Here is a 21,859-nt window from a genome sequence, read left to right as displayed (position 1 = left end):
GCTACTCGTAGTTGCGGTAGGGTTGGGGCAGATTCTAACTAGAAATGGTGGTCGCTACCGGTTATTCTCGGCATACTCGGCTCATTCGATTACGGTCGCCACATGAAAGGAACCACTATGGATCTTGCGATGGCACAGCGCCTCGTCGATTGCCGCAAAGCTGCCGGTCTTTCCCAGGAGGCTCTTGCTGCCCAGTTGGGCGTAAGCCGCCAAGCTGTCAGCAAATGGGAACGCAGCGAATCCTCGCCCGATACCGATAACCTTATTGCACTCGCCGCGCTGTATGGCGTGTCACTGGATGAACTGCTGTATGGAGAAGCGGTTTGTGATACCGATGACTCGGCAGACAGTGACTCTGGCGCAGACAATTTGGACGAGTCTGAAGGCGCCGAGTCTTCTACCGAGCACGTGGATCCTGACGGCAAGCCACTTGTCGATATTTCTCTCGCACGCGGTATCCATGTTATTGATCCCAACAAAGGCGAAGAGGTTCATGTTGGTTGGAGTGGCATCCACGTGGCTAACGAGCGCAAGGGTGAAGAGGTCCATGTGGGGCCGGGCGGATTGCATATCGATACGCTAGAGGATGATGGACACAGTGTACATACCAATGACGACGGCACCGTCACCATCGACGGCGAGACGTTTTCCAGCTGGAAAGAGGCACACGACAAGCTCGACCATCATGGCAAGCATTTCCACACCAAGATCGGTCGCGCATGGAACGAGTTTCCCTTTCCTGCACTTGTCGTCCTCGCCTATCTCGCGCTCGGCATCATCTGCGGCACGTGGGGTATGGGGCTCTTTCTGGTCTTTCTGATTCCCGTCTACTATGCGATGGGCGACTTCATCGACCGACGTCATCTATCTAAGCTAATCGGCAGCGTCTATCCAACAGCCGCCATTGCCTGGTTTCTCTATATGTGGCTTTGCTTGGCGCAGCCCCATCCCGCATGGGTCATCCTCATCACGCTTCCCTTCATAGAGGCACTCATGTGCTGGTGCCGAAAGCAATGGAAGCGCCGCAAACAAGCCTAAGCCGTTCCAACCCGTCAACAATGCTTGGCCAACGCCGCTCGCCCCTTCCAAGTTGCGGTGAAATACGGACCGTTGAGGACCTTGGAGTGTCTAACAGTCCCTATTTCACCGCAACTCACGAATGGGGCGGGCAATTCCAGCACGGGAACTGGCATTTAACTCACTGCATGCCAAGAAAAAGGCCGATTTACTACGATGAACTCGATGAGGCTGACCACACTTATCTTTTTCGAAAATCGGCAAGCCATCTACCTGCGGTTTTACTTTCACCCTTTTCGGCATGGTCGAAGGCATTCGAATCATCGTAGTAATTAGGCGCATTTTGTAGCAAACGGTTCATTCAGGTTCATACTCGAAGAACGAAGGTCCCTTGATCCACGGTTGCGAGCAAAATACCAAATAGAATAGAGTCGTTTGGCAAAGTCCGCTTGTCGAGTGGAGGAAGCATGGGCGAGCTAGCTGAAAGCGACTGGAAGCTGTTTAAAGAGCTGCTCCCAAAATGGCAAGAAAGCTATATGGAAATGCTCATCGGCCAGTACATCGAGATACTGAACGGTGGCAGTGAAGCGTCCAGTAGATTTTGGGCGTTAGAAGAGCGTATCAATAGGGACAAGCTGTCCTCAGGAGTGCTTGTGAACGATATTCGCCGCAGCACCATGCATTACGAGATTGCCAACTTGCTTTCCGATAACGTGATCACGCTCGACGACCTTGACGGTTTCACCGAAGACATTAAGGGCTACGCACGACGTTGCATCGGTCGGTAAGAACGCTGGGCGGCATGCGCATCCACAGCCGCTGTACTGCATAAACCGCACCGCAAAATGCATATTTCGGCTGGGTGGTTGCTTTTTGCCCACAGGTACCCCCGGGGGCGGCGTGCAAATTCCGGAGTATTCAGCATCCCGGAGCCCGCGGGTACGGGAACGGGTGCACAAAACCGCGTTGAATGCCCTGGTCCTGGACCCCCAATGCCTCAAGAGCTGGTCATTTTTTACAGAACGTGGCCCATGGCGCCTGCTTTTCGCCCAAAATCCAGTATGCAGGCACCCACGGCTGCTGAAAACTCCCGAAAATGCACGTTGCACCCCACCCTAGGCACCCGCAGCAAGAAGGCGAATAGCCTCGGTCTCCTTAGTTACCGTAGGAGGCCCCAGGGCTTACCTCCCAAATCTTTCCGCAGGACGGAAGGACCCCGCCGCGCGAAGCGCACGGCGGGGTCCTGACATGTCCGAGGACGATTTGGGAGGTAAGCCCTGGGGCCTCCGATGGGGGCGGTTCCAGCCGAGGCTATTCGTCGCCGAAGCTGATGCCCAACGCCTTGGCCTCGCGCACCAGATCGCTCTGGGGATCGACAAACTTGAGCTTGCCGGCGACATCCTCGAGCGGCATATGGCACATCTTGCCGTCGCGCAGGGCAATCATGTAGCCAAACTCGCCGCGCAGGCAGCCGAGCGCTGCCTCGACGCCGCACTGGGTCGCAAAGATGCGGTCCTGGGCGTCGGGCTGGCCGCCGCGCTGCGTGTGGCCGGGGATGGCGACGCGGGTCTCGCGACCGGTCTTGGCCTCGATCTCCTTGGCGATGTCGTACACGATTGACGGGCTCGTGCGCTCGGCGAGCTTCTTCTTGTACTCCTTCTTGGGCAGCGCCGCGTCCTCCTTGGAGATAGCGCCCTCGGCGACGGCCACGATAGTAAAGCGGCTGCCGGTCTCCATGCGATGCTCGATGGTCTTGATGACGTTATCCATGTCGTAGGGAATCTCGGGAATCAAGATGACATCTGCGCCGCCCGCGACGCCGGCATACAGCGGAATCCAGCCAACCTTGTGACCCATGATCTCGATAACGAACACGCGGCCGTGACTTGAGGCGGTGGTGTGGATGTCGTCGATGCACTTGGTAGCGACGTCGATGGCGCTCGTAAAGCCAAACGTCAACTCGGTGCCCCAGGTGTCGTTATCGATGGTCTTGGGCAGCGCGATAACGTTGAGGCCCTCTTCGCGCAGGCGGTTGGCGGTCTTGGTGGATCCGTTGCCACCCAGCATAAACAGGCAGTCGAGCTGCAGTTTATGATAGGTGTGGACCATTGCGGGCACCTTCTCGACGCCATCGGCCTCGGGAACATTCAGGCGCTTGAACGGCGTACGGCTCGTGCCCAGGATGGTGCCGCCGCGGGTGAGGATGCCGCTAAAATCGGCGGGCGTCATGACGCGGAATCTGCTGTAGATAAGGCCCTGGTAGCCGTCCTCAAAACCATAGATCTCGATAGGTTCTTCGCTATTTGTCATAAGCGTTTTGACGATGCCGCGCATAGTGGCGTTGAGCGCCTGGCAGTCGCCGCCACTGGTAAGAAGACCGATCCTAAGCATGATGAATCCTTCCGGGCAAGTTATAACATGCGCATAAGTTTACCCCCGCACACTGTTGACGCGGGGGTAAAACGTGTTAGCTCAAGCGTATGGAAATGTAAACAACGTCAGGCGGGCGTAAGGTTGACGGGCCTGGCTCCTTACAGTGCGAAGGCGTCGACGTCGCCCCAGTGGCGGCGCAGCGTAATAGCGGCGGCGGGTTCGGTATTGTCAAAGACGACCGACCATTGCGTATTGCTGGTGATGTCTTCCGGATTGGGTTCTTGCGCTGCGGCACGCAGGGCTTCCCAGACAATCGTTTCGTCCTGGGCACCGACATGGGCGTCAAGAACATCGGCGATTGCGACGGCGCGCTCTTTACCATGGCCCAGCTCGCCATTCTTTTGGTTGGACAGCACTTCGTCGTCATAGCAGGCGTAGAAGTTCGTAACCTGGCGTACAGGAGTCGCTTTGAAAGCGCGGTCCGGATCGCGCGGGTCCCATTCTACTACGCGCGCGTCACCGGCGGCGTCGTTGATAAAGAAGTGGTAATCGCGTCCTGCCATGGCGTGCATGTCGTAGGCGAAAAGCAGGTCGACAGCTTCTTGCGTGGTGGCGGCACGGTCGAGCACCAGACGGATGGCGAGCGAGGTGTTGATGACGGGCCGTTGCGTGTCCTGGTCACAGGGCTTGGAATCCAGGGTGAGTACGGCAATGAACACGCCGCATTCGTTAACACCGTCGAGCTGGGCAAACGGGCCCATGAGTGCCGCGGCGCGTCCGGCGACGGAGTCAAGTGGAGTGTTATCGCCCAGGTTGTTAAGGGCGGCAAGCCCGATGGAAGCATAGCCGCCGCGTGGGTGATTGCGCACCAGCAGCGCCGAGGTGTCGTCCTTAAAGTCGTAATTGCGACCGGTGCGCACGCGGCCTTCGGCATCTACGGCGACAAAAGCGCTGCAGGCAAACTGGGGCGCCTGGACATGTGCCGGCACACCGGGCAGCACCTGCGCCACCACGGCATCGATGTAGGCCTGGTCGTCGCGCACGCCAGCGGCGATGATGCGATCGAGATCGTAGTCGTAGGCGATGTCGATTGCGTACAGGTCATAGCCATCCGCGTAGCCGGTCAAGCGTTTGAGCGACGCGGCGGACTTGATTTGCTTGTGATAAACGATACCGGTGGCAGCGGCAAGGCCGACGGCGACTCCCGCGACACCGCAGGTGATGGCAATGTTACGTGGCTTCATGACGGCTCCTCTCGTCCTGTTAGCGCAATTGTCGCAAAAGGAGCGCGGGCATGATGGCTCAACTTGGTGAGTGGCGCGGAATTAAGCACGGAATGAAGAGTGCGGCGCTGGCGTGGCGGGGTATGCTGGAGGGGACCATCAACCCAGCGAAAGGGGAGAGCATGACGGATCAGGAAACGCCCGAGCGCGCGCATGTGACGGCCGATGATATCGAGGCCGCCAACGACCTTATCGACTTTATCGAGGCATGCCCCAGCATGTTCCATACGGCGGCGACCATTATGGCCGAGCTCGACGAGGCGGGCTTTACCTACCTGCCCGAGAATGCGGCGTGGGACATCGAGCCGGGCGGGCGTTATTACACGCAGCGCAACACCTCGAGCGTTGTTGCCTTTAAGGTGGGCGAGGACCTGGCCGCGACGTGGGGCGAGGACGGTGTTGCCGGTGACTATCATTTTCAGCTCACGGCGTCGCACAGCGATTCTCCGACGTTTAAGGTCAAGGCCGTGCCCGAACTTGACGGTGCGGGCGAGACGCTGCGTCTGAACATCGAGGCCTACGGCGGCATGATCGACTACACTTGGTTCGATCGCCCGCTGGCGCTCGCGGGCCGCGTACTGGTGCGCGAGGGCGACCGTATCGAGAGCCGCCTGCTTGCTACCGAGCGCGAGGTCGCTATCATTCCGAGCCTTGCCATCCACATGAACCGCGGCGTTAACGAGGGCTTTGCTCCCAACCGAGCCGTCGACCTGTGCCCGCTCATCAGCGTCGGCGAGCTTAAACAGGGAGATTTTGACGCACTGATCGCTGACGAACTGGACGTTGAGCCCGAGCAGATTCTGGGTCGCGACCTGTTCCTGGTCAATCGTCAGGATGCGCGCATTTGGGGCTGGGCCGACGAGTTTATCTCGACGCCCAAGCTTGACGACCTGGCCTGCGCCTATACCTCGCTGCAGGCATTTTTGGGTGCCGAGAATGCGCATGACATCTCGGTCTTCTGCTGCTTTGATAACGAGGAGGTTGGCTCCGAGACCAAGCAGGGCGCCATGTCGACGTTCTTGGCCGACGCGCTGCGCCGCATCAACGGATCGCTGGGCTTTGACGACGAGTCGTACCATCGCGCACTTGCCGCCTCGATGCTTGTGAGCTGCGACAACGCGCATGCCGTGCATCCCAACCACGCCGAGAAGTGCGATGCCCGCAACCAGGTTGTGCTCAACGGCGGCATCGTCATTAAGGAAGCCGCCAACCAGCACTACTGCACCGATGCCTTTAGCCGCGCGGTGTTCCAGGCCATCTGCGATGACGCCGACGTACCCACACAGGCCTTCGCCAACAAGAGCGATATGGCCGGAGGCTCCACACTCGGCAACCTGTCCAATATGCAGGCGAGCATGCATGCCGTGGACGTGGGCCTGCCGCAGCTGGCCATGCACTCAAGCTACGAGACCGGCGGCGTACGCGACGTGATGTACGCCATCCGCGCCCTCACCGCCTTCTACGAGCGCGACCTCCATATCAACGGAGCCGAAAGCGCGGAGCTCTAAAACCTGCCAAAGAGGGATGTTGATTTCGGCAGGTTTTATCTGGGCAAATGCAAAGGGTGAAACCGAGTTAGATCTGTGATACGTGGCCGCCGAGGTGCAGTGTGCCTCGGCGGCTTTTTGTGTACAGAGTACGGCTAATGCTTATAAATGCTATACATGCTTTACGTATTTACCATAGAGTTTTATGATAGTTTTGAAGTATTAAGGAGGGGTCATGACCACAACAGCCGCTCAGATCAACGTGCGTCTCGATGCCGATCTTAAAAGGAGTGGGGACGCCGCTCTCTCCAGGGCCGGTATGACGCCGAGCCAAGCGGTGCGTGCGCTCTGGCAACTTGCGGCATCTCTGGCTGATCGGCCCGGCGCGCTCGAGGATATCCTGCTGCCCAGTCGTGCCCGGGCGGAACAGCGCGAGCGCGAAAAGGCCGCCAAACGTAAGCTCGAGCTCATGGATCAGGGGTCGAAGCTGTTCGCTGCCGCTTGCCGTGAGTCGGGAATCGATATGGTCAGGGCTCAGCCATCGGACGACGAAGAGCTCAAACGGAATGCCTATGCGGATCGCTATGGCGAGGAGATGAGCTGGCTGTATGAGTGAGGCTCCAAGGCGTATCTTGGTTGACACCAACGTGTGGCTCGATTACTTCATTCCCTCACGACGTGGTCGTTCGGTGGCGATTGAGTTTTTACGCGATGCATGCACGGCGCAGGTGGATTTGCTGTATGCGGCGACATCGTCCAAAGACCTGTTCTATTTGATTTCAAGCGAACATAAGGCATGGTATCGGCGCGAGCATGGCTCACTATCCCAAGATGCCGCCGTGGCGGCGACATCACTTGCATGGGATTGCCTCGACGTGTTGTCGCAACTTGCCACGCCGGTACCCTGCGACCTGAGTGACATATGGATGGCGAGCAAGCAGCGTAATCTCCATAGCGATTACGAAGACGATTTAATCATTGCGGCAGCGATGCGCTCCCAAGCAGATTTACTGGTCACCAACGATGTCAAACTCTGTTCACACGCGCCTGTCGCAGCAATGAGCGTAGAAGACGCAAGAAGCTATCTAACAACGCTTAAATAGCGCTAGACCCCTTTGGTCGAATAATGGTCAGCGAGAGCCCACAGGTAGGGCCGCGCCAGCAAAGCGCCGCAGGTTGGCCAAACGGCGGGCTCGCAGCGTCGGCTCATTACGCCGTTTGTAAAACGGCGTAATTCTTAGTGTTCGATCCAACGGCGGAGCGTCTCACCCGCTTGCAGATGACGCAAGTTCTCCGCGGCAATGTCGACCACATTGTTGAGCGTGGCCTCCAAGTGGAACCAGCCCGAGATATGCGGTGTGATGAGCATGTTGGGCGCATCCCACAGCGGGCTTGTCGCGGGCAGGGGCTCGGGGTCGGTGACGTCGACCGCGGCGCCGGCGAGATGTCCCGACTCCAAGGCGGCAACCAAGTCGTCGGCGACCACAAGGTCGCCGCGGCCGCCGTTGGCAAAGAAGGCGCCCGGCTTCATCGCGGCGAAGAACTCGGCGTTCGCCAGGCCGCGGGTCTCGGGTGTGCTCGGCATAAAGGATGCGACGATGTCGGCCTCCGCCAAGCGCTCAGGTAGGGCGTCCATGCCGTCCATGTCCTCAAACACAATGGGGTAGACGAGCGGATGGCGCTTGATGCCGCGGACGTGCGCACCCATGCTGCGGCAGAGCGTGGCAAAGTGGCCGCCAATGTCGCCCGCGCCCAGCACCAGCACGTTGGCATTTTTGAGCGAGGTAACCGGCCCCAAATCCTCCCAGCGATGCTCGCGCTGCAAATCGTGATAGCCGGGCAGGCGCTTCATCATGGAAAGGACCATGGTAAACATGTGCTCGCTCACGGCCTGACCGTAGGCGCCGATCGAGCAAGACAGCTTAGCTTCAGCCGGCACGGTGCCGGCGGCCAAGTAATCGTCATAGCCGGCGGTCTGCAATTGCAACAGCTGGAGATGCTCGCATGCCGTGAGCATGCCAGGGTCGATGTTGCCCAGGATCACGTCGGCATCGGCGACCTGTTCACGTGTGGCGGCGTCGGCGCTCGTGTAGATAAAGTCCTCGCCTGGAGCGCTCGACTCGAGGATCGCACGATGGCGGTCGTTGACAGGCAACAAAACCAGGATGTTCACAAGCAGTCATCTCCGCTCAGCCTGCCAAAAAAGGACAGGTTTATTTTGGCAGGTTTTATCAGGCAAAACGTTCAAATAAAACGCCGGATGCAAAGCGGGTTTGCCCGTCAGCATCCGGCGCATCTGCGGCTACCAGCTCAGCAGCTCGTAGCCGTCCTCGGTCACCACGAGCTGTACCTCGCACTGAGCCGAATCGCTGCCGTCCTTGGTGCGCACGCACCAACCGTCACCCTTGCTAATCTTAATGTCGGGCGCCCCGGCGTTGACCATGGGCTCGATGGTAAAGACCATGCCCGGAGCCATGATGGTGTCCACATCGGGCGCCTCGGTGGTAAAGCCCACAAACGGGTCCTCGTGGAACTCCTTGCCAATGCCGTGTCCGCCGTACTCGCGCACCACGCTAAAGCCGGCGTCCTCGACCGTCTTTTGCACGGCTTCGGCCATAACGGAGAGCGGCAACCATGGCTTGACGGCTGCCAAGCCCGCTTCCACGCTGGCGCGGGTGACCTCGACCAGGCGCTGGCGCTCGGCAGAGACCTCACCGATGCAGAACATGCGGCTCGAATCACTAAAGTAGCCGTCCAGGATCGTGGAGCAGTCGACGTTGATGATGTCGCCCTCGTGCAGCACGTCCGTATCGCAGGGGATACCGTGACAGACCACGTCGTTGATCGAGGTGCATACGCTCTTGGGGTAGCCCTCGTAGTTGAGGTCGGCCGGCGTGCCGCCGTGCTCGACGGTGTAGTCGTAGATCATCTGGTCGATCTGGTTGGTGGTCATGCCCGCGGCGATGTGCTCGCCTACGTAATCGAGCACGCCCACGTTGATGGCGGCCGAGCGCTTGATGCCCTCGATATCGGCGGGCGTCTTGTAGAGCGTGCGGGGCAGAACCTCCCAGCCCTCTTCCCACAAGCGCTCGAGGCGCTCATCAAAGGTGCTATGGCATTTCTTATATTTTTTGCCGCTGCCGCACCAGCAAGCGTCGTTGCGGCCGGGCACGGGTCCTTTGTCAAACATGGCTAACTTCCTTTCATCCGCAGCTAGTATAGCCCACTCACGCGTCTATAAAAGTTGCGGTGATATAGTTCCGATTTAAGCGGTTTAACAGCACAAATAGGAACTATATCACCGCAACTGATGGGGCGGGATGGCGGGCACTGGCTGCTGCGTGGTTTTGCTAGTAGCTCACCTGGCAGGGGATGCCGAGGGCGCGCACGCGTGCGGCGATCGTGTCGAGTGCCTCGGGCGCTGCTTTGGCAAGGCCGGCGACCGGTGTCTCGCGCGCCACCGTGTAGATGGTCGTCTCCTGCGGGCGAATGCGCTCGAGCGCCGCGAGCCAAGGGCCGACGTACTCCTCGCCGGTGTTATCGAGAGACTTGCCCCGGTGCTCGCCGGTCAAAAAGATCGTCTGGATAATGACGCGGCCGTTAAAGCTCGCGAACGTCTCGATCTGGTGCTCTACATCGTAGGGGCCAACGGGCTGGTCGAGCAGCTGGATAAAAGCCGGGTCGACCGTATCGAGCTTGAGGATGTTGTCGTCGACCATCATGAGCGCATCGTGTACCTGGGGACGGTCGGCGCGCGTGCCGTTGGAAAGCACGGCAATCTTGGTGTTTGGGGCCAGCTCGTCGCGCAGCGCGACGGCGCCGGCGATGGCCTGCGGAAACTCCGGTGCGGCGGTGGGCTCGCCGTTGCCTGCGAAGGTGATTACATCGGGGAGCTTGCCCTCGGCTGCCATCTCGCGCAGCTTTACCTCGAGCGCGTCGAGTACCACGGCAGCTGTGTTGTACGGCTCATGGCAGGGGCGCTCAGCGTTGAGACCGTTTTCGCAGTAAATGCAGTCGAACGTGCAGATTTTGCCGCTGGCCGGCATCATGTTGACGCCGAGCGAAAGGCCCAGGCGACGGCTGCGAACGGGCCCAAAGATGGGGCCGGCATTCAAAAACGTAGACATAGGCATATGCTCCTCAAGACAATTGTGCCTAAGCATAGCATCGGCTCCAAAGCAAGGTGTGGGCTCTTGCTTTACAAGTTTCGTTTTTTCACGTCGCTCATTATGCCGTGCCATGAAAAGCCTCGGGTCGGGTACAGTTAATCTGTTAACAAGTCGTAAGGCAATGCGGGTCCATCCAATCGTACTGACGTGCAACTGGATGGGCGTTGATGATGGGAACACAGTATGGATTTTACGGTCGAGAATGCGGGCACTACGATCGCCTGCCGCGAGTATGCCGGCCCGGTTGTATCGTCCGATGCACCCGCCTTGGTTTGCGTGCACGGTGCGTGCGTCGACGGTGTCTTTTTTGACGGCATCGCCCGCGAGCTCGCCTGTGACTATCGCGTCATTACCTACGACCGCCGCGGTTGCGGCGAGAGCGGCGACGCTGCAGACGGACGCTACGACCTCGCCGCCCAAGCCGCCGACCTGCAGGTCGTTATCGAGCATATTGGCGCTCCGGCAAACGTGCTCGCGCACAGTGCCGGTACGTTGGTGGCCCTGGAGCTTCTCCGTGCAAACCCCGCCATAATCTCGCGTGCGATTCTGCATGAACCCGCCGTGACGGATGAGGGCGCCGGTCTGGGCGCGGCCCCGGTTTTGCTCGAGATGATCGCCGCGGGAAAGGTCTCCAGGGCATTACGGGCCTTCCTGGGCGCCATCGGCGATTCGGACCCTGAGGCCCCCAAGTTAACCGAGGCGGAAGCCAAGCATGCCCTGCGCAACGGCCGCAGTTTCATGGCGAACGAATACGGGATTACTATGACCTGCGTTCCCGATTGGGATAGCGTCCGTGCGTCGAAAACGGTGGCCGCCGTGCTCCTGGGCGAGCTCTCGATTGGCACGCCTCGCGAGGCGGGCACGAGGGTGGCGGCTGAGCTTTTGGACTGTCCGCTCGTAATGGTTCCCGGCGCGCACAACGGCCTGCGCGATCGCCCGGGAGCGGCTGCCCAGACTGTCCTTGGCATCCTGGGGCTCTAACACCCGCAATAGCCAAAGCAGACTTCACCCGCAAACGTTTCGGCCGTGTTAACAAATGTGCTCAAAACCTCACGTCTGCGGCTTTAATCGCGCCGTCTGCCAACTCATAAAAATGTAACAGCATTCACGTGCTTACCTGCATCGACAAGGTGTTACCCTTGTAACATTTGGAACCCACCGCCACCATGCGAAACTATCGAAAGGGCCCCATATGCTCAATAATCACGAGGTCAATCTAACCGACGAGGAGGCTGCCGCCGAGGTCGCCCGTGTCGCGAAGACCTACCCCGTGGTACGTTTACTGTCGGCCGATCAGATTAAGAGCGAGCCTAACTGCCTGCTCGCCGGCGATCGCTGCCCTTGTTTGCGCCAGGCAAGTCTTGAGGCCTTGACAGATTCCGATGAGGTGTCGGAGCAACTGCTCAACGATGGCGTTGAGTACCGTGCCCATCTGCGCCCTCTGAAGGTCGAGGGCAAGCCTCATGTCCTGCTGATGGTGCGTCCGATCGATGGGCAAGAGGCTGCAGAAGAGGACCTTGTCTACACCGACGTGCTGACGAGCGTGCATAATCGCCGGTATTACGAGGAAAAGCTCCGAAGCGCCCGCATGAATGCCGGCGTTGCGATGATCGACCTTGATGATTTTAGGGTCTTCAACGATACGTGTGGCCGTCATGCCGGCGACCTTGCGCTCGGTGCTGTGGCGACAGCCATGCGCAGCGGAATCCGTTCGACTGACGAGCTTGTGCGCTATGGCTGCGACAAGTTTGTGGTTGTCATGCCCAATATTCCCTCCGATGACTTCACCCGTCGCCTGCATCAGGTGTCCGATGCCGTTCGTTCCACGATTATTCCGGGCCATGAGTACGTGAGCTTGACGGCATGTGTTGGTGGCGTTCGCATTCATGGCGAGACGGTCGATGAGGGCGTTGGCCGCGCTGTCCAGTTACTGAGCCGCGCTAAGGCAAAAGCCGGTACGGTCGTGACCGATGCCGATTCCATCGAGGCCTTCCAAAGCGAAAGGCCTTTGGTGCTTATTGTCGATGACTCCGAGATGAACCGAGTCATTCTCAGCGAGATGCTCAAGGACGAATATTGCATCCTCGAGGCCGATAACGGTCGTGCGGCGCTCGACATTGTCGACCGCTATGGCGATGAGTTGTCGCTCGTGCTGCTGGACATTGTCATGCCGGGCATAAGCGGCTTTGAGGTGCTGGCCGGTCTGTCGCGCCGATCGGTTGGTGACAATCTGCCTGTCATCATGATTTCGAGCGAAGACTCCGATGATATGGTTCTGCGCGCGTACGAGCTAGGCGCCTCGGACTATATCAACCGCCCGTTTGACTCCCGTGTCGTGCGCCGCCGTGTAAGCAACACCATCCGCCTATACGCCAAACAGCGCCGCCTGACGAGCCTGCTGTCCCAGCAGTACAACGAGCGTGTCAAGAACAGTCGCATGCTCATCGACATCATGGCTGGCGTCATGGAGCTTCGCAACGGCGAGAGCGGCAGGCACGTTACGAACATCGAAAAGCTGACCGAGCTGCTGCTTGGCTGTCTGGTCCAGCGTAGCGACACCATTTCCCTTGACAATGAGGAGCGCTCCACGATTGCCCTGGCTTCGGCGCTGCACGATATCGGCAAGATGTCGATTGACGATGCGATTCTCAACAAACCCGGGCGCCTTACGCCCGAGGAGTTCGAGATTATGAAGACGCATACCACAATCGGCGCCGACATGCTGCTTGAGCTGGGTAGCCATCACGCCGGCAATGCGCTTATGGAATATGCGTACCAGATTGCGCGTTGGCATCACGAGCGCTGGGACGGCAAGGGTTATCCCGATGGCCTTAAGGGCGACGAAATTCCCATTGCCGCACAGGTGGTTTCGGTGGCCGACGTGTACGATGCTCTGACGAGCGTGCGCGTGTACAAGGACGCTATCCCGCACAAGGAGGCAATTCAGATGATCCTGGACGGTAAGTGCGGCACCTTTAACCCGCTGCTGCTCGATTGTCTGCTCGAGGTGCAAGACCAAATTGCCGAGACGTTGGCACGCCCCGCTGACGTCGTCGCGTTTCCCACGATTTAGTTTGACCAAAGGAGTTTTAATCCATGATTTCCATGCGTGAGGCGTATGAGAAGATCGGCGCTAATTATGATGACGCGTGCGCTCGGCTGATGGGCGAGGAAATGCTTGCCCGCTTTGCCCTCAAGTTTTTGGATGACGAGAGCATGGACAAGCTGGAGGCCGCCATGGCGGCAGGAGACGCCGAAGGTGCGTTTATGGCAGCGCACACGCTCAAGGGCGTGAGCCAGAACCTGGGATTCGATAATCTGTACGAGCCGGCGGTCGTGGTGACCGAAGCGCTGCGCGGTGCCGGCTCCGTTGACGGCGCTCGCGAGGGAATGCATGCGCTGCAGCAGCAATATGCAGCTACGATGTCGGCCCTGCGCGAGGTGGCCGAGTAAGAGGCTGTGAGCCTTGATGACTATGAGAGTGGATAATTTCCCGTTTTAGGCCCGGTGACGGGGAACTGCGGACGATTTCCTGGACCGTCACGCGGCCCTTCCCAGCGCGGCGCGGAACTCGGCCGGCGTGCGGCCGCCGAGCGCATCGCTGCGCCTCTCCGTATTGTAGCGGCCGATCCAGCCACCGAGCTCCTCGATGAAGCGGGCGGGGGCCCAGCCCGCCCAGTCCCTGCCGTGCCAGAACTCCCTCTTGAGCAGGCCGAAGAAGCCCTCCATCGCCGCGTTGTCCGGGCTGCAGCCCTTGGCCGACATGCTCCTGGTGAGGCCGTGCCCCTCGCAGATCGAGATCCAGCCGGGCCAGCGGTAGTGCCCGCCGCGGTCGGAGTGGATGACGGGGCCCTCGCCGGGCGCGAGCAGCGCGCAGGCGTCCTCGAGCGTCGAGTTGGCGAGCGCGGCGTCCGGGCTCTCGCCGGCCCTCCACGCCACGACCGAGGAGTCGAAGCAGTCCCTGATGGCCGACAGGTAGACCTTCCTGCCGGAGGGCAGCCTGAACTCGGTGATGTCGGTGAGCCACAGGAAGTTCGGCAGGGCCGAGCGGAAGTCGCGCCGCGCTCGCGGAGCCTGCGCACCACGAAGCGGTAGCCGCGCGCGCCGTCGCCGTCCTCCAGGAACACGCGCCGCACGAGGGCCCTCAGCGGCGCCAGGCGGTCCGGCCTGGCGATCGCGCGCCGCTGGTAGTCATAGGAGCTCCTCGATATCCTCAAGAAAGCGGTGAGTTCTCTCAAGGACCACTTCCCCGCAGGCCTCAGGCGGTCTATCACCAGGGTCTTCTCCCTGTTCGACATCCCGTCGAGGCTCGCGGCTTTTAAAACGTCGTTCACCGCCCTGAGGACGGCGTTCTCCAGGACGAGGCGCTCTATCAGGGCGTCCTTGTCGTCCGGGTCGATGTCGGGGTACACCGGACCGTCCCCGACGACCTTCGGCAGCTCCATCTTCGCGACCGCCCTCCCGACGGTTCCGCCCGCGGCCACGGACCTCGTCCAGCGCGCGACGGCGCTCTTGCTCGGCCCGTCGAGCTCCCGGGCTATCTCCCTGCACGAGAGCCCGGAGCGGCGGAGCTCCCCGGCCCTCTCTACTACGGCTCTACTGTATGTCATGCGGACTCCAAACCGGACCTTGACGGTCCAACTTTTTGTCCGCAGTCCCCGGCCTCAAAGTGGGAGATTATCCACTCTCGTTCGATACGTGTCCAAAAATCCACTCTCACCCTTCGGATTAGTAAATAACCTATGCGTACCGGCTGGGCTTTGTACATGCAATCCATATCGTTGTTCGATAAACTATTCCGATAACGATAGATTCGATGAGGGTGAGTATATGTCCAACAGCGTTCAGCGTATGGCCAAGGCGGGCGAGACTGTAAGGAAGCTTGGCTTTTGCATGGCGGTCGTTTTTGCGGGAATGCTCGTCGCTTTCGCCGCGTTGGTTGTTTACGTGATCTGGTATGCGGTTGCAAACGCTGCTTCTGTCGATTCTTTCGGTGTTGTGACGCTTCTCAATGGCGGGTGCATCGTTATCCCAAGCGGACTGTGCATGGCGCTTGTCATGGGTATTTCGCTTGTCGTTTTGTGCGGAATCAGCCGTGACATTTCGCGGGGCGTATCGCCCTTTACCAGGGCGCATGTGCGGCTTATCCGTGTTCTCGCGCTTGCCTTTGCTGTTAACGCCGCGGTTTCGCTTGTTGGTGCCTATGGATCGGTCAATCTTACCATTGGTGGGCTGGAGCTTTGCGTCGTGCCTCATTCCTTCGTTATCGCGATTTGCCAGGGCGTTGCCTTTGACGCGGGGTCGCTTATCGGCGCGGCCGTCTGTTTGTTTGTCTCGGTGATCTGGAGCTATGCCTCGCTGCTCCAGGAGCAGTCTGACGAGCTTGTGTAGGAGGAAACATGAGCTATCTCATCATCGAGCTTGAGACGCAGCTGCTTAAGACCGGAAAGACCAGCTCTGATCTGATTCGTGCCACGGGGCATACTCCGGCTAATATTTCTAAGCTAAGAAACGGAAAAATTAAAGCTATTCGTCTTAAGACGCTTCTTGAAATCTGTGATGAGCTTGATTGTCAACCGGGAGATATTATTCAGCGCGTGAGCGAGAAGGAGCTCGAGGAACTTATTGTCGAGCGCGCGAAGAATGCCGTGAGGCAGATGCGGGATGGCAGAGGCAATGAGGTGTCGCTTCCGACATCGGTCTTCGCTGTAGATTTGAGCGACGAGTAGCATAAAAAGAACAACTATAACGAAATATCAGTGTAACGGAACCCGTGTCTAACACGGGTTCTTTGTTTATTAATTATCTTGACAAATATAAGTTATCGGCAAACAATAACATCAAGAACGAACGATAAAAGAAAGGAGGAACGATATGAGCTGGATTGTAAAGCCGAGTTATGTGGACCCCGGTGGTGGGTGCAACGGTTACTGCAAGGCATTCTGTGGAGCACGCGTCTGCGTCAATAACTGCAGCAAAAACTTGTGTGTTGTTAATTTCTAGCAGTTGCGGCTGCTGCCAGGCGACAGTCTGGCAGCAGCGGTTTTGTTATCAAGCAGAATAGGAGGCCAATGAGCGCATCAGCGATAAAGCTATCAAAGGTGTCAAAGCGCTATGGAAAACGGCGTGTGTTGCATGACGTTTCCTTCGAGGTGAATCAGTCTGAACTTTGCGCCCTTGTTGGTGCAAACGGGGCGGGCAAAAGCACGCTTATTAAAATAGTGCTGGGCCTCTGTGAGCCATCGTCGGGGAGCGTGGAGCTCTTTGGAGGCAAGTCGAAAAAAGAGCTGAGCCTGATGCGGACGCGTGTCGGCTATGTGCCAGATTCCAGCGGAGCATACCAATCCCTCAGTGCGGTGGAGAATCTTCGGATCCGATGTGCGGAATGGGGGCTCGATGAGACACGTGAGGTTCCTCGCGTCTTGGGCCTAGTCGGGCTGGACGTCGATGAGAAAAAGAGCGTGAGCAGTTTTTCTCTGGGAATGAAACGGCGACTGGATATAGCTACGGCTTTGTTGGGTGACACCGACGTACTAATTTTCGATGAGCCGGCAAATGGGTTGGACCCGCTGGGCATCGAGAGTATATGGGCCCTTATCGGCCGATTGAATCGAGAACAGGGTAAGACCATGCTCATCTCTAGCCATGATTTGGATGAGTTGGCATCGGTTGCAACAAGTTGCGTGTTTATTCATGACGGTGAACTGCTGAAAAAGGAATCGATGGATGTCATAAGGGATGAGGCGTCGTCCCTAAAAGAATATTACAGGCGCTTGATGAACGCGGTCTCGCTATGAAGCGGGCGATCCATCCCATAAAGGCAGATATGATGCGTCTACACAGGATGTTTCCGGCGCAGTTTGGTCTTACGCTTATGTTGGCGTGCGGTCTTCTCTTCGGTGTTTTTTTAAATAACGGAGCAACGTTGCTAGGCTTTGGCTATGGCGTTTGTGGGGAGGATATTGGTTTCCTCTGGAATGCAATCGATCCTTCTGCGCCTGATGAGTCCCTTGCGCGCAGCGCTTTTGCCGGTACATCCCTGTTCGTTCCACTCATCGTTTGTTTGGTGCTTTTACAGGAGCATGGCTATAAAGAGGGATACCGAATTTCTTCAGCAAGAGGTCTCGCCCGCTTTAATGGGGCTCTGGCACATGTGCTTTCGTCTGCTTTAATAGTCGGTGCAGCATATAGCGCACTTTGCCTTCTTTTGTTTGCAATAGCCATAATGCGTGGGGAGCAAAACTACACGCACGGCATGCTGGCTGCATTTTTTCCTGCGATGATAATCAACGCCGTATTGGTGATATCGGTTGCGTTGGAGACGATGACCATCTATCGGATTACAGGCAGCGCTGTATTGAGCGGGGCTGTAATAATAATTGGATTTGTCATGAGCTTGACGCTCTACGGAACCTTCCTTCAGGCACCTATACCATCCTTGCGATGGATCTTCTTCCTTCCTGGGCCGTACCTAGGGGTCGGATGTGCCCTTGGGTATAGCGATATGGGGCACCTGGCGCTTCTGGGCTATGGCGTGGCAGCCAGCTGTCTATCGGTATTGATTTACGCTCTCGTGACCTGTCGTGTCGGAGGTGTGCTCAATGGCTCGTCAGATTAAAAGGTTCCTCCATTCAGAATTGAAGCATGTGAGCAAATGGACGTACGTCTTAATCCTGGCAATTTATGCGTGTATGGTGATATTGCAGCTTAATTCTTTCCCGATGTGGTTCTGTAGCCTCCGCGAGGGCAGTTTCTTGGGCTTTTTCCCAGACCCGACGCTTAAACTGTCGGCAGAGGACGCCCTTCTATTTGGTAATGCAGAGGTTTTTCGCGGCTTGCTGTTCAACGTGGCCCCGTTGGCTCATGCATTGTTCTTTCCGTTCATCGCGGCTTGTATTGTGCCGCGCTTTGTTAGTTCGGGCTTTGTCGAGGAACCGTGGGGGCTGTCGGAGGCTCGGGGAGGGAAGCGGGCGTGCGTTACCGTTGCGCGAACGGTGCTGTCTTCTTTCGCCCTATTGGGCGCGTTTGTCCTGTCAAGTGTCGTTTTGTACTGTCTTAACTGTGCAATCGTTTTGGATGCTCAACAGTGTTTCAACCTGAATATGTTTTGCGATCGACTTCTTCTGGCGAGTGCCGTCTGCCTTGCATATGTGGTCTCTTGCGTGATCGTTGTTTCCTATTTTGGGTCCGGCTTCGGTCCTATTGGCATGCTGCTGCTTGTCAACGTCGTAACGATCTACATACAGGTCGGAGCCAATTCCATGCTTCCGTTTCCGTCCTCGATGCTCATGTGGATTTGCGGCGTGACCCCGTTGGAGGATAGTCAATGCACCTCGATTTTAATTGACTGCCTGATTAACGTAACAAGCGTTCTTGCCATTTGCTTTACCGTCGACCAATTGCGGTCGAGATTTCTTTGATTGTTTGTGAGGGATAATCATATGAGGCCGTCTCAATACAACTTGATTGAAAACCACGGCGAAAGAACGCTGGTGATGAATGCGAAGACCGGTGCGATCCTTTCGTTGGATAAACAACATGCAGAAAGTATGTGCCGCATGGTATCGGGAACCGAATGGGAGCCAGATGAATTGCGCGAAGCGTTGCTTCAAGGAGGAATGCTGTTAGAAGATGATCGTGACGAAAAAGAGGAAATGAAGGCGATAGGCCGTCTTCTTTGATTTTCCAATCGCTCTCTAGGCATGACGATAGCCCCGACATTGGAGTGCAACTTCTGTTGCCCATACTGTTATGAAAAAGGACAACGCAAAACGACAATGACTCCGGAGGTTGAAGACCGGCTTGTCTCATTCGTGAAGGAGCGTTCACGGGGGCTGAGCGAGCTTGAGATCGGTTGGTATGGTGGAGAGCCGTTGCTGCAAGTCGATAAAATTCAGCGGCTTACGGAGCGTATAAAGGCGATCCTTAATCCAGAGTGCTCCTATTCGGCATCCATCGTTACAAATGGATATCTTCTGACGCCAGAAGTGGCCGAGACTCTCGCGGCTTGTGACGTCAAGATGGCTCAAATAACCTTGGACGGGTCTCGAAAGGACCACGATTCTCGACGGTTCTTGCGGAACGGACAGCCGACGTACGATGCGATTCTAGACAACGTTTCTAAAGTCACGCATCTGTTGGATATTTCTATCAGGTGCAATGTCGATGCCCATAACATTGCCGGTGCTGGCGATTTGCTGGATGCACTCGAGGAAAAGGGCCTTAAAAACAAGGTTGGATTCTATCTGGCGCCTGTCGACAATATTAACGATACGTGCCCAAGTGACAGTAGTTGTTTTTCGATGGAGGCGTTTTCTCGGGAAGAGCTGGACTTTTATAGTCATGCAGTTGATAGGGGGTTCTACGTTGACCTGACGGTGCGCTTTAATCCGGCTATTTGTGGCGCCGTTTGTGCAGGGTCGTTTGTAGTGGATCCGGAGGGCTATCTTTATAAATGTTGGGACGAAATCGGGATGCGTGAACGCTGCGTCGGTACGCTTGCCGAAGGGCCGAGGATGAATGCTCAGCTGGTCCAATGGCTAAACTATGAGCCGAGCGATCATGAGTGTGAAGAGTGTTTTGCCTATCCCTCATGTATGGGAGGTTGCCCTAATCACGCTCTTCATGGAGGGTCAAAACAGTGCGTATCTCAAAGGTATCAGGTGCGCCAACGAATGATTTTGACCGAGAAGGCTCAGCGATTGCTTTCGGAACTGGATTCAGCTCATGTTTAATCTCTGCGCAAGAACAATAATCAAGAATCCAAAGTATATAACCTATCTTCTAATGTGCCTGCTCTCGCTTATGGTTGGTCTCGCAATTCCTTTTCTGACGGGACAACTGGTCAACAACTTTGTCGGTGTCGCGCGAGATGGGGAAAGCGCAATCGCCATCGGCGCTGAGATAGCAGCGCTGGGTATTGTGCGAGCCGGTTTGAATTGCGTCAGTGAGCTGGTCTATGTCGATCTGCAAACACATGTGGGATTTGCATTGAATGAAGAGGTGATAAGTCACGTTCAAAGGCTACCACGGGCCTTCTTTTCTAATTTTGATGCCTCATATTACAACCAACAGATTAATCATGACGCTAACGATTTGGTGATATTTGTTATAAACGCAAGTGTCCAAAGCGTGAGCAATATAGTGACGTTGCTTGTGGTGTTTGTTGTCCTGGCGACCATAAACGGTCACCTGGCAATGCTGTGTATGGCTCTTGGCATAATAGGTGGCGCGGTCTATTCGCTTTTCAAAAAGTGTTTGTTCGCAAGAAGTTTCGAGGCTCAAGAGCAGGAGGCTCGATTCTTTTCCGATCTGGAGAAGCAGCTTAGCAACGCACAATTTATCCGCAGACATGTTCTATTCGAGGTTTTCAAGCAAAGGCTTGAGCACTCTTTTGCAGAGCTATATCGTTGCGTTTATCAGAACCAGCAAATTAATGCGACCTTTACGTTTGCCAACACTGTCGTCACATCTTTGGCACAGGGTGGAATCTTGATCCTGGGCGCAAAGGAAGTTCTCGACGGCAATTTGCTGCCCGGCTATCTTATGACGGCGCTAAGCTATTACTCCTATTATTCTTCGGCTATTGAATTCTTCCTTGCGCTGGGCAAGGACTATCAAACGTCAAAAGTATCCTACGAGCGTTTGCGGCGCTTGCTGGACATGCCAGAGGACTCAAATGGGGCCATTATCCTCGCCGATGTTTACGAGGTGAGCTGTTCCGAGCTGGCGTATAGCTATCCTGGGTCTGAAAAAACCGCGTTCAGAGACATTCGAGCTTCTTTGGAAAAAGGAAAGGTATACGGAATCGTTGGGCCGAACGGTTCCGGTAAGAGCACGCTGTTGGATGTGATAAGCGGTTGCGATCCAGAAAACTGCAAGGGTGATATTTGGATTAACGACAAGCCCCTGAGCTCTCTGGACCGTTATGCGCTGCGGAAGCGCAATATCGGGATTACTGAGCAGGAGCCGCCCCTGACCGAGGGGTCGATACGGGACAATTTAACTCTTTGCTGCAGAAGCACTGAAGAGCGTGACCTTGAGAGCCTCATTGAGAGAATGGGGCTTAAAAAGATGGTCGATTCAAGTGGTGGACTTGATGTCGAGCTGGACGATAAGCAGAACAACATTTCAGGGGGGGAGAAACAAAAAATAGCGATAATTCGCCAGCTGCTGAAAAACCCGGACGTGATGATGTTTGATGAGCCGACATCTGCACTTGACAGTCAGAGCAAGCAGGCGTTTATCGAAATCCTTAAGGAAAGAAAGGGGCGACATATCACGGTCATCGCTACGCACGACCCTGTGCTTATTTCGGCATGCGATGAGGTGATTGAAATTGCCTGACGGGTTAGTGGACCTAGCATATCAAATACAGGGGGCGGGCACCGTAGTTGGTGTCCGCCCATTACAGTCTGAAGTGGGCCACCGATAAATTTCGATGGCGAGCATTCGGCGCATTGCCTACGATACGGGCAAGCCCCGAGGGGCCGCCGATCGGGCGCCTCCGGATGGCCGTCTGCCCCTGCCC

The 21,859-nt window shown here is 56.8% G+C and carries 21 protein-coding genes and 1 pseudogene; 16 read left to right on the top strand and 6 right to left on the bottom strand.

Annotation, left to right across the window (positions count from 1 at the left end; genetic code table 11):
* Positions 1-117 precede the first annotated feature (117 nt).
* Entirely contained in the window at positions 118-1,038 is a 921-nt protein-coding gene (locus AAAX73_RS08160) for a helix-turn-helix domain-containing protein (RefSeq protein ID WP_349125599.1), read from the top strand.
* A gap of 446 nt (positions 1,039-1,484) precedes the next feature.
* Positions 1,485-1,805, top strand: coding sequence for a multidrug transporter (locus AAAX73_RS08155; RefSeq protein ID WP_118081130.1), 321 nt, complete (start codon positions 1,485-1,487; stop codon positions 1,803-1,805).
* Between the two features lie 523 nt (positions 1,806-2,328).
* Here the strand turns inward: AAAX73_RS08155 and AAAX73_RS08150 are convergent.
* Positions 2,329-3,408, bottom strand: a complete 1,080-nt coding sequence (locus AAAX73_RS08150; RefSeq protein WP_118081128.1) for an ATP-dependent 6-phosphofructokinase — start codon at positions 3,406-3,408, stop codon at positions 2,329-2,331.
* Positions 3,409-3,548: 140 nt separating this feature from the next.
* A complete protein-coding gene (locus AAAX73_RS08145) occupies positions 3,549-4,634 on the bottom strand; it encodes a carcinine hydrolase/isopenicillin-N N-acyltransferase family protein (protein ID WP_118081126.1) in 1,086 nt (361 codons plus the stop codon).
* 161 nt (positions 4,635-4,795) lie between these two features.
* On the opposite strand from AAAX73_RS08145, the gene AAAX73_RS08140 reads away from it, so the two are divergent.
* The 3 genes from AAAX73_RS08140 (at position 4,796) to AAAX73_RS08130 (ending at position 7,263) form a co-directional block, all read left to right on the top strand.
* Positions 4,796-6,181 (top strand): M18 family aminopeptidase, encoded by a 1,386-nt coding sequence (locus tag AAAX73_RS08140; RefSeq protein ID WP_233543019.1) that lies wholly within the window; start codon positions 4,796-4,798, stop codon positions 6,179-6,181.
* Between the two features lie 214 nt (positions 6,182-6,395).
* The gene (locus AAAX73_RS08135) at positions 6,396-6,776 is read left to right on the top strand and encodes a translation repressor RelB (RefSeq protein ID WP_118081124.1); all 381 of its coding nucleotides are present in this window, start codon (positions 6,396-6,398) and stop codon (positions 6,774-6,776) included.
* Between the two features lie 16 nt (positions 6,777-6,792).
* Positions 6,793-7,263: a PIN domain-containing protein gene (locus AAAX73_RS08130; RefSeq protein ID WP_158567280.1), complete on the top strand. Its 471-nt coding sequence runs from the start codon at positions 6,793-6,795 to the stop codon at positions 7,261-7,263.
* 134 nt (positions 7,264-7,397) lie between these two features.
* On the opposite strand, the gene AAAX73_RS08125 is transcribed toward AAAX73_RS08130, so the two are convergent.
* The 3 genes from AAAX73_RS08125 to AAAX73_RS08115 form a co-directional block, all read right to left on the bottom strand.
* Positions 7,398-8,333, bottom strand: coding sequence for a D-2-hydroxyacid dehydrogenase (locus tag AAAX73_RS08125; RefSeq protein WP_118081120.1), 936 nt, complete (start codon positions 8,331-8,333; stop codon positions 7,398-7,400).
* A gap of 129 nt (positions 8,334-8,462) precedes the next feature.
* Complete coding sequence (map, locus tag AAAX73_RS08120) at positions 8,463-9,350, bottom strand: type I methionyl aminopeptidase (RefSeq protein WP_118081118.1); 888 nt, start codon at positions 9,348-9,350, stop codon at positions 8,463-8,465.
* Positions 9,351-9,510: 160 nt separating this feature from the next.
* Positions 9,511-10,287, bottom strand: a complete 777-nt coding sequence (locus AAAX73_RS08115; protein WP_055252492.1) for a radical SAM protein — start codon at positions 10,285-10,287, stop codon at positions 9,511-9,513.
* Positions 10,288-10,512: 225 nt separating this feature from the next.
* On the opposite strand from AAAX73_RS08115, the gene AAAX73_RS08110 reads away from it, so the two are divergent.
* The 3 genes from AAAX73_RS08110 (at position 10,513) to AAAX73_RS08100 (ending at position 13,782) form a co-directional block, all read left to right on the top strand.
* A complete protein-coding gene (locus AAAX73_RS08110; protein ID WP_055252491.1) occupies positions 10,513-11,310 on the top strand; it encodes an alpha/beta hydrolase in 798 nt (265 codons plus the stop codon).
* Positions 11,311-11,521: 211 nt separating this feature from the next.
* Positions 11,522-13,402 carry an HD domain-containing phosphohydrolase gene (locus AAAX73_RS08105; RefSeq protein ID WP_118081116.1) on the top strand — a complete coding sequence of 627 codons (1,881 nt, stop codon included), beginning with the start codon at positions 11,522-11,524 and terminating at the stop codon, positions 13,400-13,402.
* 23 nt (positions 13,403-13,425) lie between these two features.
* Positions 13,426-13,782 (top strand): Hpt domain-containing protein, encoded by a 357-nt coding sequence (locus AAAX73_RS08100; protein WP_055252489.1) that lies wholly within the window; start codon positions 13,426-13,428, stop codon positions 13,780-13,782.
* A gap of 87 nt (positions 13,783-13,869) precedes the next feature.
* Here AAAX73_RS08100 and AAAX73_RS08095 read toward each other — a convergent pair.
* Positions 13,870-14,430 (bottom strand): annotated as a pseudogene (locus tag AAAX73_RS08095) (IS3 family transposase); the annotation flags it as partial.
* Positions 14,431-15,159: 729 nt separating this feature from the next.
* Between AAAX73_RS08095 and AAAX73_RS08090 the strand changes: the two are divergent.
* The 8 genes from AAAX73_RS08090 (at position 15,160) to AAAX73_RS08055 (ending at position 21,675) form a co-directional block, all read left to right on the top strand.
* Positions 15,160-15,720 (top strand): hypothetical protein, encoded by a 561-nt coding sequence (locus tag AAAX73_RS08090; protein WP_055251653.1) that lies wholly within the window; start codon positions 15,160-15,162, stop codon positions 15,718-15,720.
* Between the two features lie 8 nt (positions 15,721-15,728).
* Complete coding sequence (locus tag AAAX73_RS08085) at positions 15,729-16,058, top strand: helix-turn-helix domain-containing protein (RefSeq protein ID WP_055251651.1); 330 nt, start codon at positions 15,729-15,731, stop codon at positions 16,056-16,058.
* Between the two features lie 342 nt (positions 16,059-16,400).
* Positions 16,401-17,126: an ATP-binding cassette domain-containing protein gene (locus AAAX73_RS08080; protein ID WP_118081114.1), complete on the top strand. Its 726-nt coding sequence runs from the start codon at positions 16,401-16,403 to the stop codon at positions 17,124-17,126.
* Positions 17,123-17,947 carry a hypothetical protein gene (locus tag AAAX73_RS08075; protein ID WP_055251648.1) on the top strand — a complete coding sequence of 275 codons (825 nt, stop codon included), beginning with the start codon at positions 17,123-17,125 and terminating at the stop codon, positions 17,945-17,947. The genes AAAX73_RS08080 and AAAX73_RS08075 overlap by 4 nt, the downstream gene beginning before the upstream one ends.
* Complete coding sequence (locus AAAX73_RS08070) at positions 17,931-18,749, top strand: hypothetical protein (RefSeq protein WP_118081112.1); 819 nt, start codon at positions 17,931-17,933, stop codon at positions 18,747-18,749. Before AAAX73_RS08075 ends, AAAX73_RS08070 begins: the two co-directional genes overlap by 17 nt.
* A gap of 21 nt (positions 18,750-18,770) precedes the next feature.
* On the top strand, positions 18,771-19,010 hold the full coding sequence (locus AAAX73_RS08065) for a hypothetical protein (protein WP_349125598.1): 240 nt from the start codon (positions 18,771-18,773) through the stop codon (positions 19,008-19,010).
* Between the two features lie 21 nt (positions 19,011-19,031).
* Complete coding sequence (locus AAAX73_RS08060) at positions 19,032-20,063, top strand: radical SAM protein (RefSeq protein ID WP_349125597.1); 1,032 nt, start codon at positions 19,032-19,034, stop codon at positions 20,061-20,063.
* Positions 20,056-21,675: an ABC transporter ATP-binding protein gene (locus AAAX73_RS08055; RefSeq protein WP_118081108.1), complete on the top strand. Its 1,620-nt coding sequence runs from the start codon at positions 20,056-20,058 to the stop codon at positions 21,673-21,675. Before AAAX73_RS08060 ends, AAAX73_RS08055 begins: the two co-directional genes overlap by 8 nt.
* Positions 21,676-21,859: the final 184 nt, after the last annotated feature.

Source organism: Collinsella sp. CLA-ER-H9 (assembly GCF_040092295.1).
Classification (GTDB): domain Bacteria; phylum Actinomycetota; class Coriobacteriia; order Coriobacteriales; family Coriobacteriaceae; genus Collinsella.
The sequence above is the reverse complement of the archived record's forward strand: the minus strand, read 5'-3'. Positions and strand labels throughout refer to the sequence as shown.